Here is an 18,209-nt window from a genome sequence, read left to right as displayed (position 1 = left end):
GTCCCGCCGCTGGCGCCGCCGCCAATCCCGCCGCTGGCGCCGCCGCCAATCCCGCCGCTGGCGCCGCCACCGGTCCCGCTGCCCGCGCCCCTGGTCCCACCACCCGTTCCCCCGGCGGGCCTGCCGCCAACGCCGTCGCTGGCACCAGGAAGCGGCAGTGCGGCCAGCACGGGCCCACGCGGCGCGGCATTGCTCACCGGCGCGAAGGGCTCGACCGCCGTGGCCAAGTCGTCTGCGCTCTCGCGCTGCGGGCCGCCATTGCCGAAAGCGAGTGCGAAGCCCGGGCGGCGGATCACCTCCTCCCGCCCATCGGCATGCCGCACCACGACAAGCCGCCCCGCGACCAGCGTCGCCCGCCCGCCCTCCGCCGCGGCCTGCACCACCGCGGTGGCGCGGGATACGCGGAGCGTGGCGCCCGGCGTGGCCAGCGCGACATCGACGCCATCCGAGGCGCTGATCCGCAGCCGACCGCGCTGCGACCGGCCGCGGATGGTCGGGCGTCCCGTCGCGTCGTCCCGCGCATAGCCGGTCAGGGTGAAGTCGGCGCCGGGCTCCAGCACGATCGAGCTGCCGTCGGAGAAGGCGATCTCGATCCAGGCGCCGGCCGGGCTCACCACGCGCATCCCCGGCGTCAGCACCTGCCCGGCGCCGTCGCCCGGCGTGCCGGCAGCGGCGGAGCGGCCGCGCAGGACCACGGCGGTGAGCTGGTCCTGCGCCAGCACGGGCGCCGCGAGCCCGGCGCCGAGCAGCGCGGCCGAGGTGAGGAGGGCGAGGCGGGGCATGGCGATCTCCTCAGATCCGCACGCGCAGGCCGAGCGTGACGGCGTTGTTGTCGTAGCGGTAGATGCGCTGGTTGCTGTCCTGGCTGTACCAGTCGTATTCGAGCGCCACCGCGACCGCGGGCGCGACCGGCAGCAACACGGAGATGCCGCCTTCCCAGCGCGTGTCGCGCCGCGCCCGGCCGGGATCGAGGAACGAGTCGGCGCTGTCGTAGCTCACGCGCCGCACGCCTACGCGCGCCGAGACGCCGAGCGTGGCGCCGGCCACCGCGACATCGGTGTTCGCCGTGAGGAAGGCGCCGAGCGCGCTGCGGGAGAGGTTGCCTGCCCGCGCAGCGGCGTCGTAGTAGAGCATCGAGGCGGAGACGCGGGTCGACGCGCCGGGAGTCCAGGTGAGCGAGGCGGCGGCGTTCCATTCGAACCCGGTGTAGAGCGCGGCAGTCGGGCGGAAGCTGCTGCCCTCGTAGTCGCCCTGCCGGCCTAGCCAGGTGACCTCGACCGACCATGACGGCGACAGGCGCAACTCCGCGGTGAGCCCGCCGCCGTAGAACCAGGCATAGGTTTGCCCGGCATAGCCGATCCAGGTGGCGGAAACGAAGGGTCGCAGCGCCAGGGTTGGCCCGTCCTCCCCGAACTCGGCCACGCCGATGCGCGGTCCACTGTCGATCGACAGGATCGACAGGTCGTAGTCACGCGGAATGCTGGCGAAGCGCTGGTCGTAGGCCGATGCCGTGGTCTCCCAGGCACCTTCGCGCTGAAGGTCGAGGTCGTAGCGATGATAGACTCGCGCGCCGAGTACTGAGCTCCAGGAGGCCTGCCCGCGTACGGGCGTATTGACGTCGACCGCGGTGCCGAAGGCCGGCACAAAGATCGGCACGCTGCCGAGCGAAGTCGCTTCGTTCGCGTTGGTGTCGTAGCGCGCCCCTGCCAGCAGCGTGACCTCGAACCTCGAGCGCGAGGCGCCTGCCTCGGCCTGTGCCAACAGCTCGCGGGCGCGCGGCGTGACCTCGGCGGGGATGTCGGGGGAGGCCAGTGCTTCCCGCGCATAGATCGCGGCTGCGGCGGGCGCGCCGGCCGCAAGGTACAGCGAGGCGATCTCCAGCCTGAGATCGTCGCGACCGGGATTGGCGCGCAACGCGCGCTCGAGCGCCGCGATAGCGGCGCGGGGCTGGCGGCGTTCCGCGGCGATCCGGGCATAGGCGATGGCGCGATCGGGGTCGCCGGGGCGTACCATCATGGCGGCGAAGGCAACGTCGAGCGGGTCCTGCCCGGGACGTGGAGCCTGGGCGGCGGCGGAGTTGGCGGCCACCGACATCGCCATACCAAGCAAAAGCCAAGGAGCAATGCGGCTACGCCGTCGCGGTTGTCCGGATGCCATATTTGTGACAGTAACGATATACAATCGCATGTCATAGCCTCCCACTAATACTTGGCAGGATCAGGCGACGCGCGCTATTGCAAGACCGTATTATCACGACTTCGTGAAAATACGCCAGTAGTAGTGTCTGTCGCGAAACTTTCCGGCAAGCAACTGAATGGCCGTGATGGTCGGTTACCAGGCGGGCTGACGAGGCCAAGTTGGATGGAGACAACTGATGGAAGCATTCGCCCGCGGCCCGTCACAGCTGCGATGCCGTCCGGCTGCAGCATGGCCGTGTGAGCCTGCGCAGTGCGCGTTGTGCGACCCCTGTTGATGCCGGCGCATGCTGACGTTCGGCCTGGGGGAAGGCGCGACGATCATCTGGCCGGAATCAAGAATCTTGAGCGCCCACGTTCCGGTCATGGTCGTCGCCGTCGCGATCACCGCGGTCGTAAGCAATCGCCGTGGCTATTGCGCAAAATATTCGTGAACCGGAAAATCCGCGCTTCCTTCGTACGCCTGCTGAGATCGTATGATCTCGTCCTGAGCTTCGGTCGGGCAGGCTGTTTCTGATGAATGCCGGATCGTCCAGACGCTGAAAGGCTCTCCGTGGTGACCTGGAAACCGCACACCCTCGCGACCGCATCGAGGAGCGCCATCTCGCGACCGCTGGCGGCGCAGGACTCCGTGCCGCTCGTGCGGGCTTTCGCAGACATGATGGCGCGCGTGGCAGACCCCGACCGGGCGCTACTCCGTGCCTGGATCGCCGGCGCGCGCGGCGAAATCCGCGCCGCGATCCTCGCACTCGAACGGGTGCCGCTCATCCGTCCCGCGCTCGACAATATCCGGCAGGAGTTGGCCTCACTTCGGTGTGCGGAGGGCTCGACCTGTCCAAATTCACAGGTATGGCAATGAAAGAGCTTCTAGACGCCGTTTCCACTGAATTGCGTAGCTTCGTCGGGCAGCGCGACCCTGTCGCGTTGGTGTTGCGCTCCTGGCCGCGCAGGTGCGGCCCGACATGGTGCGGCCGAGACTGATTGTACTCGAGCGCATGCGAGCGTTGAGATATCTAGCGTTGACAGCCTGCCCGGCGCGATCCCCCAATCGCCGAAAATCGCCCGGAGGGTCCACATGTCCCAAGTTCATCGCCGCCTCCTGGCCGCCGCCGTCGCGGTGGGGTTGGCCGCGGTCCTCGGCGGCCCCGCTCGCGCGCAATCCGACACCGCCCAGGTCAGCCTCGGCAGCACTGACATCGGCGGAATTGTCACCGGCCCGAATGGGCCGGAGGCCGGCGTCTGGGTCATCGCCGAGACCACCGATTTGCCCACCCGCTATTCCAAGATCGTTGTTACCGACGATCAGGGTCGCTACCTCATCCCCGACCTGCCGGCGGCAGGCTACCAAGTCTGGGTGCGCGGCTATGGCCTGGTGGACAGCGCGCGCGTGGCTGGCACCCCTGGCCAAGCGCTGAATCTGACAGCCCGCCCGGCCCCCAGCGCGGCTGCAGCGGCGGAAGCCTACCCGGGCATGTACTGGTATTCGATGCTGCGCATCCCCGCGGCCGACCAGTTCCCCGGCACGGGCGACGCACCCGGCGGCAACCGTATCTCACCGCAGATGCGAAACCAGCAGGCTTGGGTGGATACTTTGCTTCAGTCCTGCCAATCCTGCCACGCGCTGGGCAGTCAGAACATCCGGCGCCCCAGCCCCGCGCTGGGCGAATTCCCCCACCATGTCGACCTGTGGCAGCGCCGTCTGCTGTCCGGCCAAGCTATGACCAACATGGCCATCTCGATGGATCGGTTCGGCGCCATCCGAGCAAGCGAAATGTTCGCCGACTGGACTGACCGGATCAGCCGCGGCGAACTACCGCTGAGCCAGCCGGCACGGCCACAGGGGCTGGAGCGCAACATGGTCGTCACGCTGTGGGACTGGGCGAGCGCGCAGACCTACCTCCATGACGCCATCTCCACCGACAAACGCAACCCGACGATCAATGCCAATGGTCTGATCTACGGTTCCCCGGAGGAATCGACCGACGATGTTCCGGTGCTCGACCCAGTGACGCATCGGACTTGGAACATCCGCCACCCCGTGCTCGACCCGGCTACTCCGAGCCATGCCGAGGAGCCGGTCGGCGTATCGCCGTTCTGGGGTGAGCGGATCAACTGGGACGGCCGGACCTCGAACCACAACCTGATTATTGACCAGGGCAACCGGGTTTGGTTCGCAGCCCGCATCCGTCCGGCCGCCACGCAGCCCGACTGGTGCCGCGCCGGCGGCGACCACCCCTCGGCGCGCGTGGCGCCGCTCAACGTCTCAGGCCGGCAACTCTCGGTGTATGATCAAGCGACGCAGCGCTTCGATCTGATCGACACCTGCTTCCAGACCCATCATCTCTACCTCGGCTACGATGCAGACAACACGATGTGGACGAGCTGGGGCCCACCCACCGGCGGCGCCATCGGCTGGCTCAACACGCGGCGCTACCTGGAGACGCGCGACGCCCGCACCAGCCAGGGCTGGGCGCCGATGATCGTGGACGTACCGGGCTGGGGCCGGCGCGGCGAATACACCGAGGGCGACCAGCCGCTCGACCCGAACCGGCAACGTCGCGTCATCGCCAGCCTGTATGGCGTGCAGCCGAGCCCGACGGACGGCTCGATCTGGGGCCAGTCGATGGATATCGGCTTCTCCCGCGTCGACCAGCGCGGCTACCTGGTACGCTTCATCCCCGGCGAGGATCCCACCCACACCGGCCTGGCCGAGTTGTTCCAGCCGCCGCCGGGCGCCTTCTCGCCGCGCGGCATCGATGTGGACAGCAACGGCGTGGTCTGGACCACGCTGGCCAGCGGCCACCTCGCCAGCTTCGACCGCCGCCGCTGCACAGCGCCGCTGACCGGCCCGCAGGCCGCCACCGGCGAGCATTGCTTCGAGGGCTGGACGCTGCACCGCTTCCCTGGCCCGCAGTTCGAGGGCCGCGACCCGGCCGGTAGTGCCAACCACGCCTATTACGTCTGGGTCGACCGCTTCAACACGCTCGGGCTCGGGAACGACGTGCCGATCGCCAGCACTAATGGCGGCGAATCGCTCACCGTGTTGGTGAATGGGCAGATGCACCAGTTGCGGGTGCCATATCCGGCCGGCTTCTTCACCAAGAACGTGGATGGGAGGATCGACGATCCCAACACCGGCTGGCGCGGCCGCGGCGTGTGGACCACGACCGGGACGCGCACGCCTTACCACAGTGAGAGCGGGGCCGGCGAAAGGCCGCGGGTGTTCCGGGTTCAGATGCGGCCTGATCCGCTGGCGCGGTAGAACATGGCCTTCGCAGGGACCAGGCCGGCGTGTTGATCCAACCCGGCCGCCCGGTGCGGCGGGTACTTTGTATCCGGCTCAGCGGTGCCAGAAGATCGGGGCCTCGGCACCGACCTGAACCGTGAGCGTGTGCTGGCACGGCGGTGCGGCGGCACCATGCCAGCCACGGATGCTGGCAACCGCATCCGCCGACGGCTCGTCCGCAAGTGGCGCCGCCCCCTCGGAATGCAACTGGCCGTCAGCGGCATGTCCGCTGTTGGGCGGTCAAATGCGGAAATCGGACTAGTTTCAGCGACCCGCAAAGGCGGAACATTTAGAAGTCGACAGTTACGGATCCTTCGCTCCGCCCCGGACCCGCACGCTCCTTCTTTCCAAATTCCGGCTCGCCATGAGCAAAGCGCGCTGACGTGGTTCGAGTGCTGACGCAACAAGTGGCCGCAGATCACCGTCGCGACCCTTACTCTCGCGTCTTCATCAACCCCGCGACGGTCGTCCATTGCAACTTGGAATAGCGCTCGTTGTCCAATGGTTCGAGCTTGCCTCGGCCACTGAACTGGTCCCGCATGTACTGCATACCCTGCCACGGTGGGAACGCCGCATCTGAACTTGGCACGATGATCTTGGTGGCCGCGATCATCGCACCAAGCATGCCGATGCTTCCGGCCCAAAGCGTCTGATAGCGCTCGCCCGTCACGTCGGTCATGACCGCGGCGATGTCTCGCGCGCTCACAACGTCGCCGGCAATCCGCAGGATGCGCGGTGTCGCCTCATCCATCGCCGCTGCGGCGACATAGGCCGCTGCATCGTCCTTGGTTGTAAAGTCGAGCGGCTGGTCAGCGTCGTGCCAATAGAGGACCCTGTGGATTGTCGGCCGGATAATCGGCATCTCGGCGCCAAGCATGTCCATGAACGCGCCGTTGAGAATCGAGGTGACCTTGATCGGGGCACGGTCCGCTAGAGCCATGAACTCGCGGCGCAGGTCGAAATTGCGGTTGTCGCCGGGCCGCGTCTTCGTGAAGTCGGCCGAATAGTCCGACGGGATGAAGCGCGGCACGCCGGCCCGCACCGCCGCCTCCAGCAGCACGGTCTGCCGGTCGATCATCACGGACCGGACGCCGTTGAGCGCGGAGACGACGCATGTCGCACCCGTGCACGCCTGGGCCATCGCCGTGAGGTCGGCGGGATCGGCTTCGACAAGCGTCGCGCCCGTGGACTCGATCCGCCGACCTTCGTCGGCCTCCAGGCCCGGACGAACCAGAGCGAGCACGCTCGCGCCTCGCTCGACAAGGGCCTTGGCGATCCGTCCGCCAAGGTCGCCGCTAGCGCCGGCGAGCGCGATGATGGATGCATCGGGCACGCTCAAGCGTTCTCGTCCTTGCCGCCAGCCGGTCCGAGGAAGCGGATGATCCGGTCCGCCGTCCAGTCCGGGCGATCGGCGGCGAAGGCATGCCCGGCCAGCAGGACCTTGTCGTGCTCCACATCCACGAACAACTGCTCGACGCCGGCAAGAGTCTGCTCCTGCGGAATGCCAAGCCCGGCGTTCAGTACGAGCACCGGCATGGTCAGCTTGCGTTCGAACACCGCGCGATTGGCCTTCCCGTCGTCAAGCATCGCCGCATAGTGCCGGAAGCCCGCGCGAATGCCGTCCGGGTTGCCGTAGGTGCGCAGTAACTCGTCCCGATCCTCGTGGGTGATGCCCTTTAGGGGCGAGAACATCTTCCAGCTGTTGCCGAGGTACTCGGCTTCGTGGCCTTCGGTCAGCATGGTGGCGAGATCGACCTGCGCATGAAACCCGAAGTGCCAGTAGCCGCCGGTCGCCGGGTTCATCAGTTCCTCCAGCCCGAATCCCGGGATCAGCGATTCCGCCAACACAAGGCGCCGGATCTCGGCTCGACGATGCAGCGCCCAGGCCACCGCCACCATCATGCCGATATCTGTGCCGACCAGGTTGATCGTCTCGAACCCCAGGTCGCGCACGATGGCGCGGATGTCGTCAGCGACGTTCTTCTTGTCGTAGCCCTTCGAAGGCTTGTCGGAATCGCCGAGACCGCGCAGGTCCGGAACGATTGCCGTGAAGCCAGCATCAGCGAGGGCCGGCATGATCCCGCGCCATTCGCGCCAGGTGAGCGGCCAGCCGTGAAGGAGGACGATCGCCGGACCGGTACCGCCCGACACGTAGTGGATGCGCGTTCCGTTCACGTCGGCGAAGCGGTGGGCAAAACCCTCGAGATCGGCGGCCGCACCATCGAGCGGCGCACAGGTGGGATGGCTCATGAGAAGCACTCCGAAGTCCACTCAGTGGATCGGAGGGACATGCTGCCTGCTTGTCGTACCGCGCTCACGCCTGTTGCGCAGCGAAGTTCTCACCGATGATCGAGGGTGCCGGCGTGTACGAGCCCAGCCACTCCATGATCTGCGGCAGCCGGCCCTTGGCCGTGTCGGCATCCGCGTTCATCGCCGAGTTCTGCAGCTCGCCGAAGATCGACTGGACGTTGGTCGGCGTGGCGCCGGCCTGGATAAGGCGCTGGAGCGCCGCGTCGTTGATCCCGCTCGTCCATGACCCCGACGCGTCCACGGCCACGAACACGTGGTAGCCAGCCGCGATCAGTGACAGTGCCGGATAGACGAGGCAGAAGTCGGTCGTGATCCCCGACAGGATGATCTTACGACGCCCAGTGGCCTCGACCGCTGCGGCGAAGCGAGGGTCGTCCATGGCGTTGAGAATGCCCGTCCGATTGACGATGTCGGCCTCCGGGAAAGCGTCGGTAATACCCTTCAGCAGGCCGCCCGACGCACCGTCCGCGCCGCCGCCGGTGGTGGTCAGAACGACCGGCAGCTCGAACATCCGCGCCAGCCTGGCGAGGCCCTCGATGTTCGTCTTAAGCACGGTCAGGTCGATCGACTGAACGCCGAGCGTCAGGGTTGTCTGGTTGTCGATGAACAGGACCGCCGCATTTTCGGGGGTCAGCTGCTCCAGATAGTCGGCTTGCGTGGTCATGACCTTCTCCTTGGGTGCTGAGACGGGCGATCGGCCGTCGCCAGGCCGCTGAACGCGGAATCAAGCTACGTTGGCCGATAGATGGCGGGCGGGCTCACTTGGCGCGTGCGTGCGCGCTCCCGCCTTCAGGTAGCGAATCCGGTGCAAGCGGGTTGGGACCTGGCAGGTTATCCATGCCGTAGCGGCGGTACTGTTCGTCGCTCATGTTCGGCGCCGGCGTCGCGCCCTTGGGCGGGATGGTGCGCGTCGGCGCCGGCATCGCGCATTCGATCACCGCCAGTTCCAGACCGGCGGGCGTGTAGCCATTGAGAAACACCGCGGTGTCGCTGTCGACGCGGAACGCGTGGCGTGTGTTGCGCGGCACGAAGACGAAGTCGCCGGCGCGTCCGATCATGGTTTCCTCACCAACGAGGAAGGTGATCTCGCCGTCGAGCATGTAGAAATGCTCGTCCGACCATGTGTGCTTGTGCGGCGGGGCGCCTGAGCCATTCGGCAGCGTCTCGTGCATCAGCGAGTAGCGGCCTCCGGTGTCCTCGCCCTTGACGAGGACGACCCAAAGGATGTCGAGCCACCAATAGGCCGGCGCGGTGTCCACGTTGTGAACGAACGGCATCGAGCCGGGGACCGTAGGGATGTCGGGGGTCGGCGCATCAGTCATGGCGGTTCCCCGATGAATGACCGCGTGAGGCCAGCGGATCGGGCTCGTCGAGCCAGACCAGGCCATAGCGGGCGAGCAGCTCGTCGGTCATCTGCGGCTTACCGGGAGGCGCCGCCTCGGGCGGTGGCAGCACACGCTTGTCGGTCCGCTTCCCGAGTTCGGCCAGCATCGCCTCCATGCTGGCCGGCGTGTAGCCATTGAGAATGCGCGCGGTGTCGCTGTCGACGCGGAACGCGTGCCGCGTGTTGCGGGCGATGTTGACGAACGCGCCCTTGCCCGCAGTCCTGATCGCGTCGCTCATCAGGAAGGTGATGGTCCCATCGAGGATGTAGAAGGTCTCGTCGGACCAGAGGTGCCGGTGCGGGGGCGGGCCAGCGCCCTTGGGCATAAGCTGTTCCATCATGGACCACCGGCCGCCCGTGTCGTCCCGGTCGGCAAGCATCGACCATAGGATGCCCTGCATCGAGTAGGCGGGTGCATCGTCGGCGTGGCGGATGAAGCTGGTGTCGCCGGAGATGGGCGACAGATCGGAATTGTCGGGCATGCTTGCTCTCCTGCGGTGCGGCCGCGCCCGGTCGGCGCGGCCGGAGTATGTCTTCAGGCGTGGGCGGCGACCGGAAGCGAGCGCGCGATGAAGTCCGCGAACCGCTCGAACCGCATGTCGGGGTAGTGGTCGTTCTGAAGATCGGTCAGCGCGGTCTGGCCGTTGGTCATGTAAAGCAGGTAGGCGAGCATGACCTTCTTCTCGGGGTCCGCCTTCGCCATCGCCGCCCGCAGATCGGCTTCCGATCCCATCGACACTGGCCTGATCGGGTGGTCGGTGATGCGCGCCACGATCTCACCGGCCTGACGAAACGAGATGCGCTCGCCGGCAAGGGCGAACTTGCCCGGCTTCACGTCGCGGTCGAGCGCGACCCGCGCGATCATTCGCGCGGTGTCCTCGACGCTCGTAACCTCGATTGGGCGGTCGCCATCGCCGAAGAAGCTGATCGTGCCAGCGTCGGCATCGATCGCGCCGTGGCCCGGCAGGAACACGTTCATGAACGCGCCCTGGAGCACGTTGACCTGCTCGAGCCCGATCTCGGCGATCTTCGCGTCGGCCTGGGCCCGCATGTCGAACATCGCGTGCTCGCCGGGCGTCGCCTTGAAGAGGTCTAGCGCATAGTCAGACGGCAACATCCGGCGCACGCCATTGGCCTTGGCCGCCTTGGCCAGCGCAACCTGACCGTCGACGATAACGTCCGGTCCGCCCTGTAGCGCCGAGACGATGACGTCGACGCCGCGCGTCGCACGATCAAGCGAATCTGCGTCACTTAGATCGCCCTCGATTACCTCGGCGCCGCTGTCGACTAGCGGCTCGAGCAGCTCCGTCTTGCTGGCGGAGCCACGCACGAGCAGTCGAACGCGGACTTTTGGCAAGGCGAGGAGATGATTCGCGATTTGGCTGCCGAGCATGCCGGTGGCACCGGCGAGTAGAATGGTGTTGGCCATTGGAAACGGTCCTTGATTGCTGAACGTCAATTTGGTCGTTTCCGCCACGCAGATTAGGGGCTAATTCTTGGACACCCTGTTCCAGCTTTGGGACGACGCCGATGTTCGACCTTTTGTACCTGCGAGCCTTCGCGCGCATCGCCGAACTCGGGAGCATCTCGGGCGCAGCGCGCGCGCTCAAGATGCCCAAGTCGTCGGTGAGCCGCGCGCTCGTCCGGCTCGAGGAGTCGATCGGCGCGGTGCTCGTCGAGCGCTCGACCCGCCACCTGCGCCTCACCGAGGCAGGCATCCTCCTACAGCGTCACGCGCGGCGTATCCTGGACGATGTCGGCGAAGCGGAGAACGCGATCGGGGGGCTGGTGGGACATCCTCAAGGCGACTTGCGCGTGAGCGTGCCTTTCACCTTCGCCGCCGGCCCACTTGCCGCCTCATTGCCCGGCTTCCTGGCTCGCTATCCGGACGTGCGCGTGCTTCTGACCATCGACAATCGGATCGTGGACTTGCTCGACGAGGAGATAGACGTCGCCATCCGCATCGGGCCGCTGCCGGACTCAGAGCTCATCGCGCGCCGCATCACGTCGTTCGCGCTGTGGCCCTGCGCCAGCCCAACCTATCTCGACCGACATCCAGCCATCACCGCGCCCGCTCATCTCGCGAAGCACACCCTGATCGGTCACCGTGCAGCCAAGGAGACCTGGCCGTTCCGTTCGTCCAGAGGCGCGCAGCGCGACATCGAGATCGAGACCCGCACCGTCGCGCCCGAGCCCGACGTCGTCCGGACCATGCTGCTGGGCGGCGCCGGCATCGGTATCCTACCCGACTTCCATGCCAGCGAGGCGATAGCCTCGGGAGCACTGGTTAGGTTGCTACCCGACCATGAGCATCGCTCGGTAGACGTCCACGCGCTCTATCCTAGCCACCGCAGCCTGTCGGCCAAGGTCCGCGTGTTCATCGACACCTTGGTAGATGATCTTGCGAGACCAATGATTTAGATGACAGACGCCCCCCGAAGTTCAAAGTGTGCGACGGCGTGTTAGCAGTTTTCGGAAAAGCGCAAGCGGACAGGGGATAAAAACGATGGCCGGCCGGTCCAAGCTCCAATCTACCGCCGCCGCGATACAGGGCTCGGCAGGCTGCATCCAAATGAGCGGCAGAAAGCGGTCGTTAGGCTGCCGCGGTTCGGCAAAGCACCGATTATCCTCCGGTAGCGGTAAAACGGACCGAAGTGCGCGGAACAAAGTCTCCATCAGGCCTTGCCCATTTTGCGCGGCAACCGCCTGAGTCAGCGCCGATTCTCGCCGGATAATAACCACCGTCGGTAATCCGGCGACTTGTGGCCGTGAGCAAACTGGCCGCTTTTGCTCGCCCCAAAGCGAAAGCCGACATTAGCACCGTTGCAATCAACGGCTTTAGTGACTGCTGCGCGTAATGTAGCCGCGTTGGTTCAGCCTTGTGCCCCTGCCGCCAAGCTGACGGCCCCGTCCGCCTGCTCGTGGTCCAATTCGAGGTCAAGCCGGTGGGCCCGGTGCTCAGCCGCTACCCGCGCTTCAACGCAGGCAGTGCGCGCCAGGGCCGGGAGCGGCCAGTAGCCGCGGTCACCGCGCAGAACCAGAAAGTTTGGCGCAAGTGGCGGTCTGCCCGTGGCTGGAAAAGCTACGCCATCCTCTCCTACCGACACCGCGGCAGGCAGGGTGCCGGAACGCAATCGCGCTTCACCGGTCAGACGCCGATCACGCGGGCGGGGTGGGTGAAGACCTCGAAGCACTCGCCCCGCGCGACGGCCAAGAGCGTCATGCCACACGCCTCCGCGGTGCGCACCGCAAGTGCCGTGGGGGCCGAGATGGCGGCGATGATGGGGGCGCCCATCCGCGCCGCCTTCTGGACCATCTCCACCGAGACGCGGCTGGTGAGGGCGACCACGCCAGAAGTGGCGCCGATGCCGGCTCGGGCCATGGCGCCAGCCAGTTTGTCCAGCGCGTTGTGACGGCCGACATCCTCACGGATGGCGACCAGCCCTTCGGCCGGGCGCCAGAAAGCGGCGGCATGCACTGCGGCGGCCTGCCCGTTCATCGCCTGAGCATCGCAGAGGGCCTGCATGGCTTCGGCGATGGCGCCGGGCCAAGCCCGGAAATCCGAAAGGACAGGATCAGCCGGGCATGCCGCCTCCTGCAGTGATTCGATGCCGCACAGTCCACATCCAACTGGCCCGGCCAGGGCGCGACGGCGGCGGACGTGCCGGCTGCCGGGGATCTCGGCAAGCCGCATCCGAATCTCTATTCCGAGCCCCGCCCGGGACAGAACTTCCATGTCAGTGATCTCGGCCGGGGTCGCGACAATGCCCTCGGAGAGTGAGAAGCCCACGGCAAAATCCTCGAGATCGGCCGGGCTGGCCATCATCACTGCATGGGTCACCCCGTCATAGGACAGGGCAATCCCTGTCTCCTCGGCCAGCATCCGCTCGCCCGCCATCAGGGCCGCGCCGGTGTAGGCGGTTCTGGGCAGGCTGATTAGCGGGGGCGGAATGGCATTCATGGCGCGGCGTGCAGATTGACGGGGATGGATTTCGCCGCCGGGACCTTGCTGCCCTCAGCGTGATGCCACAGCGGGATCAATGGATTGCATTCCGGATAGTAGGCGGCGCAGCAGCCCTTCGGAATGTCGTAGGCGACGATGCGAAAGCCACCCACGCGGCGGGCCACGCCGTCCTCCACCGCCGTCGTGAGCGCAACGGTGCCGCCGTCGCGCAGCCCGAGACGCGCGATATCCTGCGCGTTAATGAACAACACCATCCGCGTGCCGCTGACGCCGCGGAAGCGATCCTCCATGCCGTAGATGGTGGTGTTGAACTGGTCATTGGAACGGATGGTGAGGAGTTGCAGCACGTCGTGCCGCTCTAGGTCGGTGTCGAGGTCAGTCCGGAGCGAGGTGGGCACATGGAAGTTCGCGCGGCCGGTGTCGGTTTTCCAGACGCGCTGGCGGGCCGGCAGCGGGCGGTGGAAGCCGCCCTTGAAGACCCGCGTATTGAAGTCGTGGAAGGCCTCGGGATAGGTCGCCGCGATGGCGTCGCGCACCAGGCCATAGTCACCCACCCAGGCATCCCACGGCACCAGGGGGTTGGGCGACAACGTCGCCTTCGCCAGTCCGGCGACGATGGCGGGTTCGGACCGCAGCCGGGGGCCGGCGGGTACGACAGTGCCCTGACTGGCGTGGACCTTCGTCATAGTGTCCTCGCAGGTGACCAATTGCGGGCCGGACGCCTGCTGGTCCACCTCAATCCGCCCCAGGCAGGGCAACAGGAATGCGACCTCGCCGTTGAACAGGTGGCTGCGGTTAAGCTTGGTCGCGATCTGCACGGTGAGCCGCAATCTGGGCCAGGCTTCCTCCATGGCCACGGTCTCCGGCACCGCGCGGATGAAGTTGCCACCCAGTCCCAGGAAGGCCTGGACCCTGCCGGCGATGATGCCCTCGCAAGCCTCAACGGTGTTCATGCCGGTCTCGCGGGGCGGTTCGAAGCGGTACTGCTTCGCCAGCATGTCCAGAGGGACCAGCTCCGGCTTCTCGCTGATGCCGACGGTGCGCTGGCCCTGGACGTTGGAATGGCCGCGCACCGGCAGGACCCCGGCGCCCGGCTTGCCGACATTGCCGCGCAGCAGCAGCAGGTTCATCAGCATACGGACATTCTCAAGCCCGGCGCGGTGCTGGGTCAGGCCCATGCCGTAAATACCGATGGTGGCCTGGGCATGGGCATAGATGGCGGCCACACCTTCCAGAGCCGGGCGCGTCAGGCCCGATCGAAGTTCGAGGGCAGGCCAGTCGGCTTCGCGTGCGGCGTCGGCAAAATCCTGGAAGCCATGCGTGTGCTCGGCGATGAAGGCATGGTCCAGCCACGGCTTCCTGCCTGCGGCAGTCGCCGCATCGTCGCCGGCAAGCAAGGCCTTGCACAGTCCCAGTATCGCGGCGATGTCGCCGCCTGCCTTCACCTGGTGATATTGCGAGGAGATCCGCGTCTCGGCCCCCGTCAGCATTTCCAGGGGCGCCTGCGGGCTGGTGAACCGCTCCAGCCCCCTTTCGCGAAGCGGATTGAAGGTGATGATGGGCACGCCGCGCTTCGATGCGGCCTGCAACGGATGCAGCATGCGGGGCGAGTTGGAGCCGACATTTTGGCCGAAGAACAGGATGCAATCCGCCTTCGCGAAATCCTTCAGCATGATGGTGCCGACCGGCGCGCCGATCGCCTGCGGCAGAGCCACGGATGTGCTCTCGTGGCACATGTTGGAACTGTCGGGCAGGTTGTTGTGGCCGTAGAGACGGGCGAAGAGGCCCCACATGTAGGATGTCTCAAGCGCAGCGCGGCCTGAGGCGTAAAAGACCGTAGTCTTCGGCTCCAGCTTCTTCAGCTCCGCGCCTATCTCGGCGAATGCGCTTTCCCAGCTGACCGGAACCCACCGGTCGGTGACGTGGTCGAGGCGCATCGGGTTAAGCAAACGGCCCTGTGCCTCCAGCGCGTAGTCGGACCAGCCGCGAAGCTCCGTAACCGTATGCTTCTCGAAGAACCGGGAGCGCACCCGCTTGCGGGTGATCTCCCATGCGGTTGCCTTGGCGCCGTTCTCGCAATACTCGAAGGTGCGTGGCCGCCCGGGCTTGCCCCAGGAGCAGGAGACGCAGGAGAAGCCGTCGGGCTTGTTCTGTCGTAGCAGCAGGGCGTTGCCCGTGATCAGCCGGTCTTCGCGGAGCAGCGCCGTCTCGACCGATTTGAGCGACCCCCAGCCACCCGCCGGTCCGGTGTAGGGCGTAATCTGCGGTTTCAGTGCCAAATATTCTGCTCCCGAGCCGAAATTCGACGTCGCTTCATGGCTGAGGGCTGCATGCCCTGAGGCTGAACACGGAACGGCATGCAGCGTTGCCTTCCGGTTCGGTCCACCGTCGTTAAGGCAGCCGGCCTGAAGCGAGTATGAGACCCGTCGTTCGCCGCCGAACGATGGGCGCCAAGTTACGCATTCGCTCGTCCCGCCAAACGGTAAGCATCTCGCGAGCTTGGGCCATCGAGGTGAACGGCGTCTCGTTCAGGCACTCATCCTGCAGTCGTCAGTTGGAGTGACGGCGCTCACAGCGGCGCGCATGTGGCCCGCGCCGCATCGACCAAATCGAGGTCGCGCACCTGCGTCGTCACCACCTCAGTCACGTGGCAGACCGCAGGATGAAGACTAGGGCAAGTGCGATCATCTCGTTCCCTGCACCGCCGCCCATTGCGCCGGAAATTGGCCGAAAGCAGTCGGACCGTTACTGGTCGACCGGCGCGTCGAAGCGGCCGTCCATGGTCCGCGCCCCGGTTGGCAGCTTCCCACCCGATGCGGACCTTGGAATGCTCAATTAAGGTGCGGCCATGAGTCAGTCCAGCCTCAGTCCTACCTTCGCGGTCCGTCGCCTCTCGGCGTCGGATGCGCCCGGTTTTCGCGATCTGCGGCTCGAGGCTCTTCGGTCGCATCCTGAGTCGTTCGGCGCGTCGTGGGAGGAGGAAACCGCACAACCGCTAGCCTGGTTCACAGACAGGCTGGACCGGAGCACGGTATTCGGCGGCGGACCGGCCGGGGCCTCCACGTTGAGCGGGATCGTCGGCTTCTACACGATGGATAGCCCAAAGCTGAGGCACAAGGGTGTTCTCTGGGGCATGTATGTTCGGCCGCAGGCCAGAGGAACGGGACTTGCGCCGATGTTGGTCACGCAGGTGCTCGCGCATGCCAGGCACATCGTCGAGGAAGTTCGGCTCACGGTCGTCGCGACCAACACGGCCGCCGTTCGTCTCTACAAGCGGGCTGGGTTCACGCCGTACGGCCTGGAGCCACGAGCTCTCAAGGTTGGTCACGATTACCATGACGAAGTGCTCATGGCATGGTCGCGCCTCTGATCCGGGTAAATCCGCTCTCCTTCAATCTTCGACATCTGGCGCCCACGGTTGGATTTCTAGTTCCGCGGCGCCGCTGGACGCGTCTGAACGGCCAGCAAGGGCGCGGAGGGCCGGCTCAAGACCGAGAGGCGGCCGATCCGCTACGAAGTCTGAGCGTGCCATGAGCGGACCGACTTCGTTGAGGGAGCTTCAGATTTCTGTCGCCTCGGAGAGGGTAAGCGCGTCCTCAGCATCGACGCCGAGATACCGCACCGTGCTCTCGAGCTTGGTGTGTCCGAGCAGTATCTGCACGGCGCGCAGATTCCCCGTTCGCTTGTAGATCAGCGCGACCTTGGTCCGCCGCAGGCTGTGGGTGCCGTAGGCGGACGGGCTGAGCCCGGTGGCTCCGACCCACTCACCGACGAGCCGAGCATACTGCCGCGTACTGACGTGACCGTCGCAATCAACGCGGCTCGGGAATACGAATTCGTCGAGCGAGCCGCCGCGCACCTCGAGCCAAGCAATCAAGCTGTCACGCGTCTGCTCGGTCAGTTCGAACTGGACGGGCTTACCCGTCTTTTGCTGCACGACCGTCGCCCGCTGGCGTGCCCCGGCATTGACCACCACCTCGCCGATCTTGAGCTTTACCAGGTCACAACCACGCAGCTTGCTATCGACCGCCAGGTCGAACATCGCCAAATCGCGCACGCGTTGTTCGCGTTGGAGGAAGAGCCGGATCGCCCAGACTTGTTTGGGCTTCAGTGGCGGCTTGGGACCGACGAAGCGGCCCTTGTTCCACGGGACCACTGGGCGCGTGTGCGGCAAAGGTGCCGATTTGTTAGTGGGGTGCATGGCATGTCTCCTGGCCGCGAAGGTGCGGCCCGACATGGTGGGGCCCAGGGTGATTGTACTGGAGCGCACGTGGGCGTCGGTCGCCGCATATTGCATTTCAGGATGGAAGTAGAATGCCTCCTCGCGGTGCGTGGCCGAAAGTGGAATGGCGGCTTGAAACCGCCGCACGCATGGAAGCAGATGTGGTAAAAACGTGCCGAAGCTAACCCTTGCCTCCGTCGGCGATGATGGTCCGCGGCGCCATCAACCAGCGCAATGTGACCGTGGGAGAGGCGGCAGAGCTCGCCCGGGGTTATTGCTATGCTCGCCACCTTGCCTTGCCCGCCACGGCCCTCAGCGAGGCGTGGACTAAGTGCTGATGAGGCTCCAACTCCTGTTCCCGGTGCCATTTACTGTGGAGCGGGATGGCGGGGAATACAGCGAGGTGGCGTCGCACCAGCCTGCCCAGCACATCGGCTACACGTTCCGCTTCGTTGAGCGCGGGAAGCCATACGGCGCGGCCTCTTTGAAGGAGGATCTGGCTTCCGTCGCCGCCCTGTATCTGCTCCGGCACATGACCGCGCGCGGCTACATCGCGCTGGCGACGAAGCAAGCCGCGGTCCCCTCCTCCCACTGGTCGAAACCATGATCGCCCAATGACTGCTCAACGGCCGCATCATCGTGGCGGCCGCGATGGCCGAGACCTACGTTTGCGACGGGTAGTCGTTCTTCGGCTCAGTGATGACAATTAGAAGGTCGACGCCCTCACTGGCAGACAACTCTAAATAGTCCACGGATGCTAAGCGTCCGATATGGACGACGCATCACGATCTTGGTCGCCAGGTTGTCATTCAGACCGAAACGCTGCCGCTCGCGGTGTGACCAATCGC

17 protein-coding genes are annotated in these 18,209 nt (G+C 66.1%); 6 read left to right on the top strand and 11 right to left on the bottom strand.

Annotated features, from left to right (window positions below; translation table 11 throughout):
* Both GXW79_RS12105 and GXW79_RS12100 read right to left on the bottom strand, forming a co-directional pair.
* Positions 1 to 782: hypothetical protein (locus GXW79_RS12105; protein ID WP_211874646.1), on the bottom strand; the 782-nt coding region annotated here is incomplete at its 3' end.
* Positions 783 to 792: 10 nt separating this feature from the next.
* Positions 793 to 2,088 carry a surface lipoprotein assembly modifier gene (locus GXW79_RS12100; protein ID WP_211874645.1) on the bottom strand — a complete coding sequence of 432 codons (1,296 nt, stop codon included), beginning with the start codon at positions 2,086 to 2,088 and terminating at the stop codon, positions 793 to 795.
* Between the two features lie 394 nt (positions 2,089 to 2,482).
* Between GXW79_RS12100 and GXW79_RS12095 the strand changes: the two genes are divergently transcribed.
* The 3 genes from GXW79_RS12095 (at position 2,483) to GXW79_RS12085 (ending at position 5,457) form a co-directional block, all read left to right on the top strand.
* The gene (locus tag GXW79_RS12095) at positions 2,483 to 2,629 is read left to right on the top strand and encodes a hypothetical protein (protein ID WP_211874644.1); all 147 of its coding nucleotides are present in this window, start codon (positions 2,483 to 2,485) and stop codon (positions 2,627 to 2,629) included.
* An 86-nt stretch (positions 2,630 to 2,715) separates the two neighbouring features.
* A complete protein-coding gene (locus GXW79_RS12090; protein WP_211874643.1) occupies positions 2,716 to 3,054 on the top strand; it encodes a hypothetical protein in 339 nt (112 codons plus the stop codon).
* A 216-nt stretch (positions 3,055 to 3,270) separates the two neighbouring features.
* Positions 3,271 to 5,457 (top strand): carboxypeptidase-like regulatory domain-containing protein, encoded by a 2,187-nt coding sequence (locus tag GXW79_RS12085; protein ID WP_211874642.1) that lies wholly within the window; start codon positions 3,271 to 3,273, stop codon positions 5,455 to 5,457.
* 457 nt (positions 5,458 to 5,914) lie between these two features.
* On the opposite strand, the gene GXW79_RS12080 is transcribed toward GXW79_RS12085, so the two are convergent.
* The 6 genes from GXW79_RS12080 to GXW79_RS12055 all read right to left on the bottom strand — a co-directional run bounded on the left by GXW79_RS12080 (position 5,915) and on the right by GXW79_RS12055 (position 10,604).
* Positions 5,915 to 6,814, bottom strand: coding sequence for an NmrA family NAD(P)-binding protein (locus GXW79_RS12080; protein ID WP_367614892.1), 900 nt, complete (start codon positions 6,812 to 6,814; stop codon positions 5,915 to 5,917).
* A 2-nt stretch (positions 6,815 to 6,816) separates the two neighbouring features.
* Complete coding sequence (locus GXW79_RS12075) at positions 6,817 to 7,731, bottom strand: alpha/beta fold hydrolase (protein WP_211874640.1); 915 nt, start codon at positions 7,729 to 7,731, stop codon at positions 6,817 to 6,819.
* A gap of 64 nt (positions 7,732 to 7,795) precedes the next feature.
* Positions 7,796 to 8,455, bottom strand: a complete 660-nt coding sequence (locus GXW79_RS12070) for an isochorismatase family protein (RefSeq protein ID WP_211874639.1) — start codon at positions 8,453 to 8,455, stop codon at positions 7,796 to 7,798.
* A gap of 94 nt (positions 8,456 to 8,549) precedes the next feature.
* Complete coding sequence (locus tag GXW79_RS12065; RefSeq protein WP_211874638.1) at positions 8,550 to 9,113, bottom strand: cupin domain-containing protein; 564 nt, start codon at positions 9,111 to 9,113, stop codon at positions 8,550 to 8,552.
* The gene (locus tag GXW79_RS12060) at positions 9,106 to 9,657 is read right to left on the bottom strand and encodes a cupin domain-containing protein (protein WP_211874637.1); all 552 of its coding nucleotides are present in this window, start codon (positions 9,655 to 9,657) and stop codon (positions 9,106 to 9,108) included. Before GXW79_RS12060 ends, GXW79_RS12065 begins: the two co-directional genes overlap by 8 nt.
* 53 nt (positions 9,658 to 9,710) lie before the next feature.
* Positions 9,711 to 10,604 (bottom strand): NmrA family NAD(P)-binding protein, encoded by an 894-nt coding sequence (locus GXW79_RS12055; RefSeq protein WP_211874636.1) that lies wholly within the window; start codon positions 10,602 to 10,604, stop codon positions 9,711 to 9,713.
* A gap of 101 nt (positions 10,605 to 10,705) precedes the next feature.
* Here GXW79_RS12055 and GXW79_RS12050 point away from each other — a divergent pair, with 101 nt between their 5' ends.
* On the top strand, positions 10,706 to 11,596 hold the full coding sequence (locus GXW79_RS12050; RefSeq protein ID WP_211874635.1) for a LysR family transcriptional regulator: 891 nt from the start codon (positions 10,706 to 10,708) through the stop codon (positions 11,594 to 11,596).
* A 727-nt stretch (positions 11,597 to 12,323) separates the two neighbouring features.
* Here the strand turns inward: GXW79_RS12050 and fdhD are convergent.
* Positions 12,324 to 13,058: a formate dehydrogenase accessory sulfurtransferase FdhD gene (gene fdhD, locus GXW79_RS12045; RefSeq protein ID WP_246503944.1), complete on the bottom strand. Its 735-nt coding sequence runs from the start codon at positions 13,056 to 13,058 to the stop codon at positions 12,324 to 12,326.
* Positions 13,059 to 13,132: 74 nt separating this feature from the next.
* Positions 13,133 to 15,418 (bottom strand): FdhF/YdeP family oxidoreductase, encoded by a 2,286-nt coding sequence (locus tag GXW79_RS12040; RefSeq protein WP_211874633.1) that lies wholly within the window; start codon positions 15,416 to 15,418, stop codon positions 13,133 to 13,135.
* 569 nt (positions 15,419 to 15,987) lie between these two features.
* On the opposite strand from GXW79_RS12040, the gene GXW79_RS12035 reads away from it, so the two are divergent.
* Positions 15,988 to 16,509 carry a GNAT family N-acetyltransferase gene (locus tag GXW79_RS12035; protein ID WP_211874632.1) on the top strand — a complete coding sequence of 174 codons (522 nt, stop codon included), beginning with the start codon at positions 15,988 to 15,990 and terminating at the stop codon, positions 16,507 to 16,509.
* Between the two features lie 189 nt (positions 16,510 to 16,698).
* On the opposite strand, the gene GXW79_RS12030 is transcribed toward GXW79_RS12035, so the two are convergent.
* On the bottom strand, positions 16,699 to 17,340 hold the full coding sequence (locus GXW79_RS12030; RefSeq protein ID WP_211874631.1) for a tyrosine-type recombinase/integrase: 642 nt from the start codon (positions 17,338 to 17,340) through the stop codon (positions 16,699 to 16,701).
* 358 nt (positions 17,341 to 17,698) lie between these two features.
* Here GXW79_RS12030 and GXW79_RS12025 point away from each other — a divergent pair, with 358 nt between their 5' ends.
* A complete protein-coding gene (locus GXW79_RS12025) occupies positions 17,699 to 17,968 on the top strand; it encodes a hypothetical protein (protein WP_211874630.1) in 270 nt (89 codons plus the stop codon).
* Positions 17,969 to 18,209 lie beyond the last annotated feature (241 nt).

This window comes from Plastoroseomonas arctica (genome assembly GCF_018128965.1).
GTDB lineage: Bacteria > Pseudomonadota > Alphaproteobacteria > Acetobacterales > Acetobacteraceae > Plastoroseomonas > Plastoroseomonas arctica.
Note: the sequence above shows the minus strand (reverse complement) of the source record. Positions and strands in the feature narration are given on the sequence as shown.

Excerpts from the sequence above, each read along its gene's own strand:
- GXW79_RS12055 (WP_211874636.1), bottom strand. The coding sequence starts at position 10,604 with ATGGCCAACACCATTCTACTCGCCGGTGCCACCGGCATGCTCGGCAGC.
- GXW79_RS12035 (WP_211874632.1), top strand. The coding sequence starts at position 15,988 with ATGAGTCAGTCCAGCCTCAGTCCTACCTTCGCGGTCCGTCGCCTCTCG.
- GXW79_RS12065 (WP_211874638.1), bottom strand. The coding sequence starts at position 9,113 with ATGACTGATGCGCCGACCCCCGACATCCCTACGGTCCCCGGCTCGATG.
- GXW79_RS12030 (WP_211874631.1), bottom strand. The coding sequence starts at position 17,340 with ATGCACCCCACTAACAAATCGGCACCTTTGCCGCACACGCGCCCAGTG.
- GXW79_RS12095 (WP_211874644.1), top strand. The coding sequence starts at position 2,483 with ATGCTGACGTTCGGCCTGGGGGAAGGCGCGACGATCATCTGGCCGGAA.
- GXW79_RS12070 (WP_211874639.1), bottom strand. The coding sequence starts at position 8,455 with ATGACCACGCAAGCCGACTATCTGGAGCAGCTGACCCCCGAAAATGCG.
- fdhD (WP_246503944.1), bottom strand. The coding sequence starts at position 13,058 with ATGCTGGCCGAGGAGACAGGGATTGCCCTGTCCTATGACGGGGTGACC.
- GXW79_RS12025 (WP_211874630.1), top strand. The coding sequence starts at position 17,699 with ATGAGGCTCCAACTCCTGTTCCCGGTGCCATTTACTGTGGAGCGGGAT.
- GXW79_RS12075 (WP_211874640.1), bottom strand. The coding sequence starts at position 7,731 with ATGAGCCATCCCACCTGTGCGCCGCTCGATGGTGCGGCCGCCGATCTC.
- GXW79_RS12060 (WP_211874637.1), bottom strand. The coding sequence starts at position 9,657 with ATGCCCGACAATTCCGATCTGTCGCCCATCTCCGGCGACACCAGCTTC.
- GXW79_RS12090 (WP_211874643.1), top strand. The coding sequence starts at position 2,716 with ATGCCGGATCGTCCAGACGCTGAAAGGCTCTCCGTGGTGACCTGGAAA.
- GXW79_RS12085 (WP_211874642.1), top strand. The coding sequence starts at position 3,271 with ATGTCCCAAGTTCATCGCCGCCTCCTGGCCGCCGCCGTCGCGGTGGGG.
- GXW79_RS12050 (WP_211874635.1), top strand. The coding sequence starts at position 10,706 with ATGTTCGACCTTTTGTACCTGCGAGCCTTCGCGCGCATCGCCGAACTC.